This window comes from Candidatus Bandiella woodruffii, from assembly GCF_034359465.1.
Lineage (GTDB): Bacteria > Pseudomonadota > Alphaproteobacteria > Rickettsiales > Midichloriaceae > NDG2.
Genome location: NZ_CP110820.1, coordinates 695000 through 709718, shown reverse-complemented (window position 1 = coordinate 709718; position 14719 = coordinate 695000). Strand labels below are relative to the sequence as shown.

The following is a 14719-nucleotide window of genomic DNA, read 5'->3' as shown; positions in this document are numbered from 1 at the left end:
TAAATTGGAGCAAAATAAAAAATAATAGAAAAACAATGGAAGAAAGAGCGAGCAGATACAGATATCCAATGGTGATAATAGGACATGCAGTTTGGTTGTACCACAGATTTAATTTGAGTTATAGAGACGTAGCAGAAGAGTTGTTATAAAGGGGTATAGAAGTAAGCCATGAAACGATAAGAGCATGGTGTATTAAATTTGGAAAAAGGTTTTTAGATATAATCAAGAAGAAGCAGAGGAAAGTAAAGGATAAATGGCATTTGGATGAGATGAGCATTAAAATTAACGGTAAATATTTTATTTTGTGGAGAGCTGTAGATGAAGATGGATATGAGATAGATGTCTTCCTACAGACCAGACGTAATAAAAAGTCTGCGATAAGGTTTTTATCAAGATTATTACAATCAAATCCAGTACCCAGAGTAATCGTGACAGATAAATTAAAAAGCTATACCAAACCTATAAAAGAAATGTGCCCTAAAACAGAGCATAGGCGCCATAAAGGATTAAATAATAGGGTTGAAAATGCACACCAACCAACACGCAGGAAAGAGAAATGCCTAATAAAATTCAAATCTCCTTCTGGGGTACAGCAAACTCTTTCTTTGATGGGAAAAATAAGGAACATATTTTCAGTAGATGTGGGCAGGTATATTAACAGTTCTAGCAAGCAAAAAGAAATGTTTTTCGAAGCTAAATCTATTTGGGATCACGCCGCTCAATCCATAGCTGCTGCATAATTTTCAAAAAGATGCTCTGTCACGCCCTTACCTCCATTAACTTGACGGTGCCGTCTTGAGAGTAACTTTTTTGTTGGTATAGCAATTCAATACCAGGCCTACGCCAATCATCATAGCGATGAAATTTGAACCACCATATGATAGGAATGGCAATGGCACGCCAACTACTGGTAATAAGCCAGATATCATGCCTATGTTGATAAAAACATGGAAAAATAATAACGAGGCGAAACCAAGGATAACCAATCTATGGAATTGAAAATCACATCGCACGCTCATAAGGTATAAAATCAAAGTTATTGCGAAATAAATCAGAAACAAAGCTAAGCATAAAACAAAACCACCTTCCTCAGCTATTAAGCCAAATATAAAGTCTGTATGATTTTCTGGCAAGAAATCCAATTGATTCTGAGAACCTTTTAAGAAACCTTTGCCGAATACACCTCCAGAACCTATGCTAATTATCGATTGAATTATGTTGTATCCTGCTCCTAATTTGTCGTGCATTGGGTCTAAAAAAGTCAGAACCCTGGTTTTTTGATAGTCATACAAAAATCTCCAAATAATAGGCATGCTAACAAGCGTTATCACCCCTAAACAAACAAATACTCTTACCCTTACCCCAGCTAAAAAAAATATGGTTGCAGCTGTTGATATAATAATCATGGCTGTACCTAAATTCGGTTGTTTCATTATCAGAATGCTTGGCAATAAAACTAAAATCGCAGGAGACAGCAAAAACCTTGTTTTTACAATGCTATCAACATGGCAATTATAAAAATAATGGGCGAGTGCTAAGATTAGCCCAATTTTCATAAACTCAGAGGGTTGAATATTGATTATTCCTAAATTTATCCACCTCTTCGCCCCCATTCCGATATGGCCTAAAAACTCTGTTACCACAAGGGCGCATAAGATAACCAGATAAACATCGTATGAACTCCGGAATATTAATTTTAGATTAATCTTAGAGAAAACAAACATCATGAACAGAGAAAGGGCAGAGATATAGAGTTGCTTAGTTACTATGGGGGCTACAACCCCTCCAGATACGGAATACATTGAGAATATGCTTACAAGCATTAAAACAGATAACAGCCCCAAGAGCAACCCAGGTAAATAGTCTTTTTTTAGGCTACTATCTATCATTACCAAACTCATCGTGCGCAAGTTTTTTTGCTTGATCATCAGCAATCAAAGCGTCGATAAAAGGTTCTAGCTTACCTTCTGCAACCACTTCCTCCAAGTTATACATAGTCACATTGACCCTGTGATCCGTGACTCTGTTTCGTGGGTAATTATAGGTTCTTATCCTTTCAGACCTATCGCCAGTTCCAACTTGCCCTTTTCTTAGTTCTGATCTCTCCAGATCTTTTTTACTTCGCTCCAATTCATATAACCTTGATTTTAGTATTTTTAGTCCTTTTGCTCTGTTTTGATGTTGTGATTTTTCCGATTGCACAACCACGATCCCGGTTGGAATATGGGTGATTCGAACGGCACTATCAGTTGTATTAACGTGCTGCCCACCCGCTCCACTTGATCTGTAAACATCGATTCTTATGTCCTTTTCCTCAATTTTTAAGTCTATGTCCTCAGCTTCTGGCAAAACTGCAACAGTTGCCGCTGAAGTATGTATGCGTCCGTTTGCTTCCGTGGCTGGTACTCTTTGCACTCTATGTACCCCAGATTCATATTTAAGCCTTTTATAAACGCCTTTGCCGCTAATCTGAGCTATGGCTTCCTTATACCCTTCAAGGGTACTATCAGAGAGTGACAATATCTCAAACTTCCAGCCCATTTTTTCTGCGTACTTCTGGTACATTCTAAATAACACTGCGGCAAAAAGTGCAGCTTCGTCACCACCTGTGCCGGCTCTTATTTCTATTATACTTCCTTTTTCATCTGCACTATCTTTAGGAAGTAGCATGACTTGAAGTTGTTCTTTTATTTTTGCCAGGTTGGCTTTGGCTTCTTTTTTCTGATCATTTGCCAAGTCTTTCAGCTCCTTATCTGCATTTTTATTGGATAATATTTCGTCTGCTTCTTTAAGCATCACAACGTTATTTAGATATTCTATTGCCTCGAGATTTATTTCAGACAGATCAGAATGCTCCTTGGCAATTTTTGCAAAATCTTGAGATGAAATTTTAGTTGGATCTGACAGTATGTCGTTTAAGCTGTTATATCTATTTATTATTTTGTTCAGTCTATCTTCAAAAGACATAGGGTGATGAAATATTTTAAGGTCAATCTAGCAACATTCAACGAATGTATCAAGTATTCATCTAAAATCTGTTGTAAAAAGTTCTTGGGAGTGTTGCCATAAGATAGATAAGATGCTAAAATGAATATAGCGAGCAACAAAGAAAATAGAAATATGAATACAGAGTGTAAAAAATGCAGTAGCAGTAAATACGGCACCGTCAAGTTAATGGAGGTAAGGGCGTGACAGAGCATCTTTTTGAAAATTATGCAGCAGCTATGGATTGAGCGGCGTGATCCCAAATAGATTTAGCTTCGAAAAACATTTCTTTTTGCTTGCTAGAACTGTTAATATACCTGCCCACATCTACTGAAAATATGTTCCTTATTTTTCCCATCAAAGAAAGAGTTTGCTGTACCCCAGAAGGAGATTTGAATTTTATTAGGCATTTCTCTTTCCTGCGTGTTGGTTGGTGTGCATTTTCAACCCTATTATTTAATCCTTTATGGCGCCTATGCTCTGTTTTAGGGCACATTTCTTTTATAGGTTTGGTATAGCTTTTTAATTTATCTGTCACGATTACTCTGGGTACTGGATTTGATTGTAATAATCTTGATAAAAACCTTATCGCAGACTTTTTATTACGTCTGGTCTGTAGGAAGACATCTATCTCATATCCATCTTCATCTACAGCTCTCCACAAAATAAAATATTTACCGTTAATTTTAATGCTCATCTCATCCAAATGCCATTTATCCTTTGCTTTCCTCTACTTCTTCTTGATTATATCTAAAAACCTTTTTCCAAATTTAATACACCATGCTCTTATCGTTTCATGGCTTACTTCTATACCCCTTTATAACAACTCTTCTGCTACGTCTCTATAACTCAAATTAAATCTGTGGTACAACCAAACTGCATGTCCTATTATCACCATTGGATATCTGTATCTGCTCGCTCTTTCTTCCATTGTTTTTCTATTATTTTTTATTTTGCTCCAATTTACTATTTTTTCCCTCTTCTCTCAATACCTTTTGCACCTCAACTTTTTTAACTTGACGGTGCCTTTTTTACACTCTGTATTCATATCTCTATTTTCTTTGTTGCTCGCTATATTCATTTTAGCATCTTATCTATCTTATGGCAACACTCCCAAGTATTTTTGGAATTATATGAAAAAAATGTTGAATTTATGTGCAAATATATATAATCTCCAGTACTTGATAGAGACCCCTTCGTCTAATGGTTTAGGACTCCACCCTTTCACGGTGGCAATACGGGTTCGAATCCCGTAGGGGTCGCCAGATATCTATAAACGACCACTCATTATTGCCCAGATAGCTCAGTCGGTAGAGCAAAGGACTGAAAATCCTTGTGTCGGCGGTTCAATTCCGTCTCTGGGCACCACTAAAAAAATCCAGAGTGTTAGCCAAAGATAGATATAAAATTGCCCTGCTCACTTAGGAAATTATGGCACCGTCAAGTTAAAAAAGTTGAGGTGCAAAAGGTATTGAGAGAAGAGGGAAAAAATAGTAAATTGGAGCAAAATAAAAAATAATAGAAAAACAATGGAAGAAAGAGCGAGCAGATACAGATATCCAATGGTGATAATAGGACATGCAGTTTGGTTGTACCACAGATTTAATTTGAGTTATAGAGACGTAGCAGAAGAGTTGTTATAAAGGGGTATAGAAGTAAGCCATGAAACGATAAGAGCATGGTGTATTAAATTTGGAAAAAGGTTTTTAGATATAATCAAGAAGAAGCAGAGGAAAGTAAAGGATAAATGGCATTTGGATGAGATGAGCATTAAAATTAACGGTAAATATTTTATTTTGTGGAGAGCTGTAGATGAAGATGGATATGAGATAGATGTCTTCCTACAGACCAGACGTAATAAAAAGTCTGCGATAAGGTTTTTATCAAGATTATTACAATCAAATCCAGTACCCAGAGTAATCGTGACAGATAAATTAAAAAGCTATACCAAACCTATAAAAGAAATGTGCCCTAAAACAGAGCATAGGCGCCATAAAGGATTAAATAATAGGGTTGAAAATGCACACCAACCAACACGCAGGAAAGAGAAATGCCTAATAAAATTCAAATCTCCTTCTGGGGTACAGCAAACTCTTTCTTTGATGGGAAAAATAAGGAACATATTTTCAGTAGATGTGGGCAGGTATATTAACAGTTCTAGCAAGCAAAAAGAAATGTTTTTCGAAGCTAAATCTATTTGGGATCACGCCGCTCAATCCATAGCTGCTGCATAATTTTCAAAAAGATGCTCTGTCACGCCCTTACCTCCATTAACTTGACGGTGCCCTGAATTTTCACAGATGCGACAGAACCGAAAATTGTGGAAAATCATAAGTAGAGATAATTGCACTTATTACACAGACGATTGGTCTGTTTATTCAGAGGTTATACCTCGCCATCAACATGTTGTTGGCAAACAACATACACTCTCAATTGAGTCCAATAACTCAAACACAAGGCACAGAATTGCAAGAATGACCAGAAAAACAAAGGTAGTTTCAAAATCTGAAGAAGTTGTCGATCTTACGATTAAGCTCTGGGTACATTTTGAGGATAACAATAATTTCCTAAGTGAGCAGGGCAATTTTATATCTATCTTTGGCTAACACTCTGTTCTGATCTTGCTAAAATGCCACCATGGCAGTTTTTCACCTGTGTTGGCCTCGTGGATAATAGCTGCAAAAACATCCCATACGCATGGATAATGCTTTGTCCCAGTGATTTTTTGTATTCTCTCATATAGACTATCAGGATTTTGAGTTTTAAGCTGTTGTACTGAAGTAATGCCGAGTAACTCTAAATCGCGTAGCATGGCTTTCCCAACGTTTTTTAAATTAAGTAGTTCTTTGCTCATGATGTTCTCCTATTAATCTGGACGAGACAATGTTTTTTCCTTTAGTTATCACTCCTCTGGCTTTCCCCTAAGATCTGGTTATTAACGCTTCTTTAATGTAGCACAAGTCTATTAAATATGCATTTTTTCCTTCGCCTATTTCTTTTTCCAAGATTTCGACTCTATCCAAAATGAAATTGATTACATCACTTCTTAGCATATCATGAACTTTCAAACTTAATTGATTAGCGCATATAATCCTGATAATTCCAATTGCAGCTCGACGCAGAGCAAACGGGTCTTTTGATCCTGTTGGCTTGATGCCAATCTTAAACATGGAATTTAATGTGACCATCTTGTCAGCTAAAGCCATGAGGATGCTTAAGTTGGATGTAACAACTGGGTCACTAGGTCCCTGAGGCAGATAATGTTCTTTGATCGCAGCTGCTACTTCTTTTGTCTCCCCATCTTTTAATGCGTAATAATATCCAACAATCCCTTGTAATTCTGGTAACTCTTTGACCATATCTGTAACCAAGTCTGACTTAATTAACAGAGTTGTGTGTTCGACCAGGCTTTGATCAACTTGCAATTGCTTAGCTAAATCCACAGCTACTTGTTTGATGAGTTGAATTTTGTCGTAATAGCTACCTATTTCATGGTGAAATGTAACTTTTTTTAATGCTTGAAATTTATCGATAAGTTTTGTATTTGTGTCTTGTGTATAGAAGAATTCAGCATCAGAAAGCCGTGCTTTTAGCACTTTTTCGTTCCCTGTAATTACAGTTTGCAGGCCATCGTCGGTCATAATATTGGAAACTATAATGAAGTATGGTGCCAGCTCCTTGTTTCCACATTCCATCATCAGATATTTTTGGTGGAATTTAAGCGTTGTGACCAGCACTTCTTTTGGCAATTGCATGAATTTGCTATCTATCTTCCCAATTGCTACGTATGGAGATTCAACCAAATTTGCTACTTCATGCAAAAGATCATGATCTTCGATCATACTAACATTGAGGTTCGCTATCTTTTGTTCGACCTGCTTTTTTATTGAATTTATTCTTTGTTCCTGAAAAATTTCTACTTCTGCTTTTTGCAGGTTTGTTTGGTACTCCGAGAAAGAATTGACCTGAATCATCGCTTCATTTAACATCCAACGCCCAGTTGTGATGTTACTTGCAGTTATATGCCCGTACTTGACCGGTATAACTTTGCCTCCATATACGCATAATATAGAGTGGATCGGTCTAATCCATTTGATTTGGTAATTGGCCCATTTCATTGATTTAGGCCAAGGGAATGTTGCAACAACTTCTTCTAGTAATTGGTGTAACAACTCAAGTGTACTTTTCCCCTCCATTTTTTGCAAAAAATGGTAGTATCCATTTTTTTCTACAAGCTCTGAAGTCTCCGTTAGGTTATATTTTTTTAAAAACCCATCTATGGCGTTTTTAGGGGCCTGAATTTTAGGACCTCTTACCTCCTCAATCTTTGCTTGCAGTATTGTTGGTATACTTTCGATATAAAACCCAATCCTTCTTGGAGTAAAGAAATATTGACCAATAATTTTATGATCAAATAACTCCTCTAACTTTGTACTTATCATATCGTACAGCTTTTTAGCCCCGTACTCCTGCATTTCGCTTGGGATTTCTTCTGAATAAATTTCAAAAAGTAACTCTGACATAGACTGACTGTTTAATTAACTTAATAAATTGGCAAAAACTTTGAATGCTCTTTTGTGCATCTCCACGTTATGCACTCTGACATAATCTACCTTTTTTGACAACATATAAACAGATGCTGCTGTTGTTTCTATATCTCTGTCTTGTGGCGGTTGGTTTGTCATCGCTCCAAAAAAGGATTTTCTCGAATGGCCGATACAGATTTTGACCCCAAACTTTTTAAGTTCCTCCACATTACGTATTACCTCAAGTGACTGGTTGACATTGGTAACAAAACCAATGCCTGGGTCAATTATAATACGCTCATTCAATATTCCGTATTTTATGCATTCAGCTATCTTGTTTGCAATCCAGTTATAAATTTCATCGACAGATTTTATTCGAATATCCCTATCGGCTGGCAGTACTAAACTGTACATACAAATATAATTCACCTGTGGGTTGGCAGCCATTAACTCCAAGATTCTCTTGTCCTTTCCACCAGTCACATCATTGATATAACTTACACCTAAATCAATGGCATATTTCATTGTGCTATAGTGATAAGTGTCTATGCTTATATTTTTGCAATCAATTTGATTTAACAGGCATGCCAAAATTTTTATTTCCTGGTCCTCTGACAAGAGATTTGCTCCGTAAGAAGTTGCACTAGCGCCTATATCAACAATATCTGCACCTTGCTGAAATAAACTTTCCATCTTTGCAATGGCAGTATCCACCCTATTATACATGCCACCATCTGAAAATGAATTTGCGTTGTAATTGAGAATGCCGATTATTTTTGTCATGAAAAGAGTAGTTTTAATATAGGCCGAGATTAGCACATCTTTCGTACATCAACAACAGACTCTATTGTATACTCTGCGTCTTTTAAAAGTTGACCTTAAAATATTCCGGATTGGGGCACTTCATTATGTATTATTAGGCACTTCCCATGCTAATCACTTATATTCATCGCTTTTTTTGTTAATTCTTAATTTAACTTGAGGTGTATAATAACCAATATTTTGCTATTTAGTGATATATGTAATATTATGACTTGAATTGCAAAATGTAATAGTATTGGTCGTTATCGTTAATGAAAGCGGACTTATTCCAAAAAGATTGTGAGTTTTTTTACAGTGTTACAGATATTGGCAAGCATCCTAAGACAAATCTGCCTGAAATAGCATTTTTAGGCAGATCAAACGTAGGGAAATCCAGTGTAATTAATGCCCTTGTGAATAGAAAAAAACTGGTTAGAACTTCAAATACTCCAGGGAGCACAATTAAAATTAATTACTTTAAATTAGCTGAAAGGCTTATGTTGGTTGATTTGCCAGGGCATGGCTATGCCAAAAGGGCAAAACATTTGGTTGAAGATCTTGGGCATCTGATCAAAGATTATTTAATAAATCGAGCAAACTTAAAAAAATTAATTTTCATCACAGATGCGAGGCGTGGCATTAAAACTGAAGATGAAGTATTGCTGGATTTTTTAAATAATATCGGAATAAGCGTTATATTGGTTGTTAATAAAATTGATAAGTTAAATAAAACAGAGATAACGAAACTGGATATTGAAATTCAACATAATTTGAATAAATTTAAGTTCATAGAGAGTATGGTCAATGTAAGCTGTACCAAAGGGTATGGGATAAAAAAACTAAGAGAGTGTATAGTCAGTAATATCTAAATATATGAACAATATAGAAAAAGCTTGTATCGAAAAAAACTTAAAGCTAACAAGCCAAAGAAAAGTGATAGCTGAAGTCTTATCTCTTTCCACGGATCATCCAGATGTTGAGGAGTTGTATATAAGAGCAAACGCTATAGACTCCAAGATTAGTTTGGCTACAGTTTATAGAACGTTAAACCTGTTTGAACAATATGGGCTTATAAAAAAACTAGAGATAGGTGACGGCAAAGCCAGGTACGAAGAGTTTAACAAATCAAATGAACATTATCATTTGATTAACATTCATACAGGTGACATCATTGAATTTGAAAGTTTGAAATTACAAAGGATTAAGGAGAAAATCGCTCAAGATCTGGGCTATAAGCTGATTAATTCGAGATTGGAGTTATATGCAGTGCCCATAGAGCCTGAGCCCAACGATAAATCATAAACATATAGTTCCTTCGTCAAAAGTTGAATCTAAATAGCCTGGGGATTCATTACGCCACGTTTCCGATTTTTCAAGTTATCGGAGTATATATAGGGAGTGTTGCAAGATGGAATAAAGGGGAGTGTTGCCATAAGATAGATAAGATGCTAAAATGAATATAGCGAGCAACAAAGAAAATAGAAATATGAATACAGAGTGTAAAAAATGCAGTAGCAGTAAATACGTTAAGAATGGTAATATTATGGGTATGCAAAGGTATAAATGCAAAGAGTGTGTATGTAATTTTACAAGCACTAAATTAAGAGGCTGTTCGCCAGAGATGAAGGCTCTGGCAGTGTTATTGTACAGCATGGGAAAAAGTAGCTTTAGATGGCTAGGGAAATTATTTAAAGTAGCTCATACTAGCGTATATAAGTGGATAATACTGTATGCTAAAAAGATACCAAGACCAACAGTGCCGGAAGAATTGAGAGAAGTTGAAATAGATGAGATGTGGCATTTTGTAGATTCAAAAAAACAAATTATGGATATGGAAAGCCTATAGTAGGGAGCTCAAGAGAGTTGTTGCCTGGGTGGTTGGTAAGCGTAACGTTACAACCTTTAGAAAATTGTGGAAAATCATAAGTAGAGATAATTGCAGTTATTACACAGACGATTGGTCTGTTTATTCAGAGGTTATACCTCGCCATCAACATGTTGTTGGCAAACAACATACACTCTCAATTGAGTCCAATAACTCAAACAGGCACCGTCAAGTTAATGGAGGTAAGGGCGTGACAGAGCATCTTTTTGAAAATTATGCAGCAGCTATGGATTGAGCGGCGTGATCCCAAATAGATTTAGCTTCGAAAAACATTTCTTTTTGCTTGCTAGAACTGTTAATATACCTGCCCACATCTACTGAAAATATGTTCCTTATTTTTCCCATCAAAGAAAGAGTTTGCTGTACCCCAGAAGGAGATTTGAATTTTATTAGGCATTTCTCTTTCCTGCGTGTTGGTTGGTGTGCATTTTCAACCCTATTATTTAATCCTTTATGGCGCCTATGCTCTGTTTTAGGGCACATTTCTTTTATAGGTTTGGTATAGCTTTTTAATTTATCTGTCACGATTACTCTGGGTACTGGATTTGATTGTAATAATCTTGATAAAAACCTTATCGCAGACTTTTTATTACGTCTGGTCTGTAGGAAGACATCTATCTCATATCCATCTTCATCTACAGCTCTCCACAAAATAAAATATTTACCGTTAATTTTAATGCTCATCTCATCCAAATGCCATTTATCCTTTACTTTCCTCTGCTTCTTCTTGATTATATCTAAAAACCTTTTTCCAAATTTAATACACCATGCTCTTATCGTTTCATGGCTTACTTCTATACCCCTTTATAACAACTCTTCTGCTACGTCTCTATAACTCAAATTAAATCTGTGGTACAACCAAACTGCATGTCCTATTATCACCATTGGATATCTGTATCTGCTCGCTCTTTCTTCCATTGTTTTTCTATTATTTTTTATTTTGCTCCAATTTACTATTTTTTCCCTCTTCTCTCAATACCTTTTGCACCTCAACTTTTTTAACTTGACGGTGCCTTTACGAGAGGTATACTCTATTCATCATACCCATTTTTAACTTTGACAACTCCAATAAGTTACATTCAAATAACCTAAATTCTGGGCAATAATTACAAAAAAAGATGTATAAAAATCGCAAATAAGAACTTCTACAATTTGCTAAGAGACTATGAAAAAATATGAAAAGTGACATATAGAATTTATAAGACGGTGGTAATTAAGAATTTGTTTTTGATAGGTCTAACCTATCGATTTGTCTTTTAGGAGGTAATCCAGCCGCAGGTTCCCCTACGGCTACCTTGTTACGACTTAACCCCAGTCATCAAATTCTTCTTGGTAAACTGCCTCTTTGCAGTTAGCTCATTCACTTAAGAAAAATTTAACTCCCATGGCTTGACGGGCAGTGTGTACAAGACCCGGGAACGTATTCACCGCAGCGTGCTGATCTGCGATTACTAGCGATTCCGACTTCATGCACCCGAGTTGCAGGGTACAATCCGAACTGAGGTAGCTTTTATCGATTTGCTCCAGGTCGCCCTATTGCATCATATTGTCACTACCATTGTAACACGTGTGTAGCCCAAGTCATAAGGGCCATGCTGACTTGACGTCGTCCTCACCTTCCTCCAATTCTCCATTGGCAGTTTCTCTAAAGTTCCCAGCATTACCTGTTGGCAATTAAAGATAAGGGTTGCGCTCGTTGCGGGACTTAACCCAACATCTCACGACACGAGCTGACGACAGCCATGCAACACCTGTGATAGTCCAGCCGAACTGACTGGCTAGTTTCTTAGCCATACGACTATCATGTCAAGACTTGGTAAGGTTTTTCGCGTAGCATCGAATTAAACCACATGTTCCACCGCTTGTGCGGGTCCCCGTCAATTCCTTTGAGTTTTAACCTTGCGATCGTAGTTCCCAGGCGGAGTGCTTAATGCGTTAGCTTCGACACTAAAATTAAATTCTAGCATCTAGCACTCATCGTTTACTGCGTGGACTACCAGGGTATCTAATCCTGTTTGCTCCCCACGCTTTCGTGCAACAGCGTCAGTATTTAGCCAGATAGATGCCTTCGCCTTCGATATTCTTCCTGATATCTACGGATTTCACCCCTACATCAGGAATTCCTCTATCCTCTCTAATACTCTAGTCTTACCGTTTTGTAAGCAATTCTTTGGTTGAGCCAAAGGCTTTCACTTTCAACGTATAAAACCGCCTGCGCACGCTTTACGCCCAATAATTCCGAGTAACGCTTGCCCCCTTCGTATTACCGCGGCTGCTGGCACGAAGTTAGCCGGGACTTTTTCTGTGGATACCGTCATTATCTTCTCCACTAAAAGAACTTTACAACCCTAAGGTCTTCATCATTCACGTGACGTCGCTGGATCAGGCTTTCGCCCATTGTCCAATATTCCCCACTGCTGCCTCCCGTAGGAGTCTGGACCGTGTCTAAGTTCCAGTGTGGCTGGTCATTCTCTCAAACCAGCTAAAGATCGTAGCCTTGGTAAGCCATTACCTTACCAACTAGCTAATCTTGCATGGGCTCATCTTGTAGCGATAAATCTTTCACTTCTCAGCAATATACGGTATTAGCTACTATTTCTAATAGTTATTCCGTACTACAAGGAAGATTCCCATGTATTACTCACCCGTTTGCCACTAATTTTATTTATGCAAGCACAAATAAAATCCGTTCGACTTGCATGTGTTAAGCACGCCACTAGCGTTCACTCTGAGCCAGGATCAAACTCTCAAGTTTTGTGTAAATTTAGGCCTAAGCCTAAATGATTACCACCGTCTTAAAAATTCTATATTCACAATTTCAAATAAATCGATCAGTACAGCTACTTATAAACGTTTTTCATGTGAAGTCAATTGTTATTTTCATTTATTTTTACAGATTGTAAAACAATACGAGAAATATATTTGCAAATAAACAGGGCCTGTATTATTTATACATATAAATACAAAAATTTATATCATTTCGTAAAATACAGTAAACATGAGTATTAAAATTAGCATTCCAACTACAACAGAGTTAACACCTAAAATAGCTGTTTTTGGAGTGGGAGGTGGTGGTGTTAACGCAGTAAATAACATGATTTCAGCAAATCTTGAGGGAGTGGATTTTTTCGCCGCTAACACCGACGCTCAAGCACTTGAAAATTCGTTGGCAGGCAATAAAATAAAATTTGGGATAGCATCAACAAAAGGGCTTGGTGCTGGCTCCAACCCTGGAATGGGCGAAGTTGCAGCGCAAGAATCTTCTGATGAGATAATAGAAATATTAGAAAAGTTTAACATGGTGTTTATTACTGCGGGAATGGGAGGTGGCACTGGAACTGGTGGAGCTCCGGTAGTGGCAAAACTTGCAAAAGAACGCAACATCCTAACAGTTGGCGTAGTAACAAAACCATTCCACTTTGAAGGCGCAAGAAGAATGAAAGTGGCTGAAGAAGGATTAGAAGAACTACAAAAATACGTCGACACTCTTATCGTTATACCAAACCAAAACTTGTTTAGATTGGCTAACGAAAAGACAACTTTCGCAGATGCTTTCAAAATGGCTGATGAAGTGCTACATGCCGGTGTAAAGGGAGTTACAGATCTAATAACTAAGCCAGGTCTTATCAACCTGGATTTTGCCGATATACATACTGTTATGAATGAAAAGGGTAAAGCAATGATGGGAACTGGCGAAGCAGATGGAGAAAACAGGGCAATTAAAGCGGCAGAAGCGGCTATATCCAATCCACTTCTTGACCACTCTTCAATGAAAGGGGCAAGAGGTGTCTTGATTAACATCACTGGCGGAATGGATATGACCTTATTTGAAGTTGACGAAGCTGCAAACAGAATCAAAGAGGAAGTTGACTCAGATGCAAACATCATTTTCGGTTCAGCATTTGATGCGAACCTAGAAGGCAAATTAAGAGTTTCTGTTGTGGCGACTGGGATAGATGTCCATATACCAAAAACAATCAACAACAATTTGCTCAGTAAATCTGGAACAATATCATTTTCGGAGAACCAAGTAAAAAAAGAGGTGGTAATTGAGCAAAAACAACAAGTGACCAACCAACCAATAAGCTTCTCAGAGCAAGCTCCAGATGAGAATGTAGAAGAAAAAATCAGCAGTAATAGCTACGATCAAAACAATATCAAAGATTTTAAACAAAGCTCTTTTCGTTTTCATTCAGATACGAGCAACAATAGCCAAGAGGATACAGTTTTAGAAAAAGTAAACTATTTTGACTTCTTAGATGATCGGGGTAAAGAGGAAGAAGACAAGGTAGACTCTCGAACCCCCCACTCAGACAAAGAAACGTCAAACAACAAAGCTAGCAGCATTTTTGAAATTCCAACTTTTTTACGAAATAAGAAGAACAACCCATAACCTTATTACTGTATCAACGTTGCTTTGACCTTTTGGCCAGGCTTCCAATTCAACTTTAAAAATACTTTAAGCATATTCTTTCGCTTGATTCGCTTGATTATATATAAATAAATTTATAGTATACCTTTA

Annotated in this window: 15 protein-coding genes, 2 tRNA genes, 1 rRNA gene and 1 pseudogene; 11 read left to right on the top strand and 8 right to left on the bottom strand. The window is 37.1% G+C overall.

Annotation, left to right across the window (positions count from 1 at the left end):
• Positions 1-155: 155 nt before the first annotated feature.
• Entirely contained in the window at positions 156-740 is a 585-nt protein-coding gene (locus Bandiella_RS04370; RefSeq protein ID WP_323733405.1) for an IS6 family transposase, read from the top strand.
• 36 nt (positions 741-776) lie between these two features.
• Here Bandiella_RS04370 and rodA read toward each other — a convergent pair whose 3' ends face one another.
• From rodA to Bandiella_RS04355, 3 genes and pseudogenes are all read right to left on the bottom strand, one after another.
• Positions 777-1928: a rod shape-determining protein RodA gene (gene rodA, locus Bandiella_RS04365; RefSeq protein ID WP_323732537.1), complete on the bottom strand. Its 1152-nt coding sequence runs from the start codon at positions 1926-1928 to the stop codon at positions 777-779.
• Positions 1879-2967 carry a peptide chain release factor 1 gene (gene prfA / locus Bandiella_RS04360; RefSeq protein WP_323732536.1) on the bottom strand — a complete coding sequence of 363 codons (1089 nt, stop codon included), beginning with the start codon at positions 2965-2967 and terminating at the stop codon, positions 1879-1881. Before prfA ends, rodA begins: the two co-directional genes overlap by 50 nt.
• Before the next feature lie 244 nt (positions 2968-3211).
• Positions 3212-3697: pseudogene (locus Bandiella_RS04355) on the bottom strand (IS6 family transposase); the annotation flags it as partial.
• A 477-nt stretch (positions 3698-4174) separates the two neighbouring features.
• On the opposite strand from Bandiella_RS04355, the gene Bandiella_RS04350 reads away from it, so the two are divergent.
• From Bandiella_RS04350 to Bandiella_RS04335, 4 genes are all read left to right on the top strand, one after another.
• A tRNA-Glu gene (locus Bandiella_RS04350) sits at positions 4175-4250 on the top strand.
• Positions 4251-4277: 27 nt separating this feature from the next.
• Positions 4278-4353 (top strand) — tRNA-Phe (locus Bandiella_RS04345).
• A 281-nt stretch (positions 4354-4634) separates the two neighbouring features.
• Complete coding sequence (locus tag Bandiella_RS04340) at positions 4635-5219, top strand: IS6 family transposase (protein WP_323733405.1); 585 nt, start codon at positions 4635-4637, stop codon at positions 5217-5219.
• 66 nt (positions 5220-5285) lie between these two features.
• Positions 5286-5591 carry an IS1 family transposase gene (locus Bandiella_RS04335; protein WP_323732535.1) on the top strand — a complete coding sequence of 102 codons (306 nt, stop codon included), beginning with the start codon at positions 5286-5288 and terminating at the stop codon, positions 5589-5591.
• Here Bandiella_RS04335 and Bandiella_RS04330 read toward each other — a convergent pair.
• The 3 genes from Bandiella_RS04330 to folP all read right to left on the bottom strand — a co-directional run bounded on the left by Bandiella_RS04330 (position 5588) and on the right by folP (position 8294).
• Positions 5588-5839, bottom strand: coding sequence for a helix-hairpin-helix domain-containing protein (locus tag Bandiella_RS04330; protein ID WP_323732534.1), 252 nt, complete (start codon positions 5837-5839; stop codon positions 5588-5590). The two genes, Bandiella_RS04335 and Bandiella_RS04330, sit on opposite strands and share 4 nt — an antisense overlap.
• A gap of 67 nt (positions 5840-5906) precedes the next feature.
• Complete coding sequence (gene glyS, locus Bandiella_RS04325; RefSeq protein ID WP_323732533.1) at positions 5907-7508, bottom strand: glycine--tRNA ligase subunit beta; 1602 nt, start codon at positions 7506-7508, stop codon at positions 5907-5909.
• Between the two features lie 15 nt (positions 7509-7523).
• On the bottom strand, positions 7524-8294 hold the full coding sequence (gene folP, locus Bandiella_RS04320; RefSeq protein WP_323732532.1) for a dihydropteroate synthase: 771 nt from the start codon (positions 8292-8294) through the stop codon (positions 7524-7526).
• A gap of 290 nt (positions 8295-8584) precedes the next feature.
• Here folP and yihA point away from each other — a divergent pair, with 290 nt between their 5' ends.
• The 5 genes from yihA (at position 8585) to Bandiella_RS04295 (ending at position 10432) form a co-directional block, all read left to right on the top strand.
• Positions 8585-9181 carry a ribosome biogenesis GTP-binding protein YihA/YsxC gene (gene yihA / locus Bandiella_RS04315; protein ID WP_323732531.1) on the top strand — a complete coding sequence of 199 codons (597 nt, stop codon included), beginning with the start codon at positions 8585-8587 and terminating at the stop codon, positions 9179-9181.
• A gap of 4 nt (positions 9182-9185) precedes the next feature.
• Positions 9186-9614 (top strand): Fur family transcriptional regulator, encoded by a 429-nt coding sequence (locus tag Bandiella_RS04310; RefSeq protein ID WP_323732530.1) that lies wholly within the window; start codon positions 9186-9188, stop codon positions 9612-9614.
• A gap of 151 nt (positions 9615-9765) precedes the next feature.
• On the top strand, positions 9766-10158 hold the full coding sequence (locus Bandiella_RS04305) for a transposase-like zinc-binding domain-containing protein (RefSeq protein ID WP_323732529.1): 393 nt from the start codon (positions 9766-9768) through the stop codon (positions 10156-10158).
• Positions 10107-10238: a hypothetical protein gene (locus Bandiella_RS04300; RefSeq protein WP_323732528.1), complete on the top strand. Its 132-nt coding sequence runs from the start codon at positions 10107-10109 to the stop codon at positions 10236-10238. Before Bandiella_RS04305 ends, Bandiella_RS04300 begins: the two co-directional genes overlap by 52 nt.
• Positions 10187-10432: an IS1 family transposase gene (locus Bandiella_RS04295; RefSeq protein WP_323732527.1), complete on the top strand. Its 246-nt coding sequence runs from the start codon at positions 10187-10189 to the stop codon at positions 10430-10432. The genes Bandiella_RS04300 and Bandiella_RS04295 overlap by 52 nt, the downstream gene beginning before the upstream one ends.
• Here Bandiella_RS04295 and Bandiella_RS04290 read toward each other — a convergent pair.
• Complete coding sequence (locus Bandiella_RS04290) at positions 10411-10995, bottom strand: IS6 family transposase (RefSeq protein WP_323733405.1); 585 nt, start codon at positions 10993-10995, stop codon at positions 10411-10413. The genes Bandiella_RS04295 and Bandiella_RS04290 overlap by 22 nt on opposite strands.
• A gap of 458 nt (positions 10996-11453) precedes the next feature.
• A 16S ribosomal RNA gene (locus Bandiella_RS04285) occupies positions 11454-12952 on the bottom strand.
• A gap of 243 nt (positions 12953-13195) precedes the next feature.
• Between Bandiella_RS04285 and ftsZ the strand changes: the two genes are divergently transcribed.
• Positions 13196-14590, top strand: coding sequence for a cell division protein FtsZ (gene ftsZ / locus Bandiella_RS04280; protein WP_323732526.1), 1395 nt, complete (start codon positions 13196-13198; stop codon positions 14588-14590).
• The last annotated feature ends 129 nt before the right edge of the window (positions 14591-14719 follow it).

Bases quoted from the DNA above. Each gene is read 5' to 3' on its own strand.
- Bandiella_RS04330 (WP_323732534.1), bottom strand. From the start codon at position 5,839: ATGAGCAAAGAACTACTTAATTTAAAAAACGTTGGGAAAGCCATGCTA.
- folP (WP_323732532.1), bottom strand. From the start codon at position 8,294: ATGACAAAAATAATCGGCATTCTCAATTACAACGCAAATTCATTTTCA.
- Bandiella_RS04305 (WP_323732529.1), top strand. From the start codon at position 9,766: ATGAATATAGCGAGCAACAAAGAAAATAGAAATATGAATACAGAGTGT.
- ftsZ (WP_323732526.1), top strand. From the start codon at position 13,196: ATGAGTATTAAAATTAGCATTCCAACTACAACAGAGTTAACACCTAAA.
- yihA (WP_323732531.1), top strand. From the start codon at position 8,585: ATGAAAGCGGACTTATTCCAAAAAGATTGTGAGTTTTTTTACAGTGTT.
- glyS (WP_323732533.1), bottom strand. From the start codon at position 7,508: ATGTCAGAGTTACTTTTTGAAATTTATTCAGAAGAAATCCCAAGCGAA.
- Bandiella_RS04335 (WP_323732535.1), top strand. From the start codon at position 5,286: ATGCGACAGAACCGAAAATTGTGGAAAATCATAAGTAGAGATAATTGC.
- Bandiella_RS04310 (WP_323732530.1), top strand. From the start codon at position 9,186: ATGAACAATATAGAAAAAGCTTGTATCGAAAAAAACTTAAAGCTAACA.
- prfA (WP_323732536.1), bottom strand. From the start codon at position 2,967: ATGTCTTTTGAAGATAGACTGAACAAAATAATAAATAGATATAACAGC.
- rodA (WP_323732537.1), bottom strand. From the start codon at position 1,928: ATGATCAAGCAAAAAAACTTGCGCACGATGAGTTTGGTAATGATAGAT.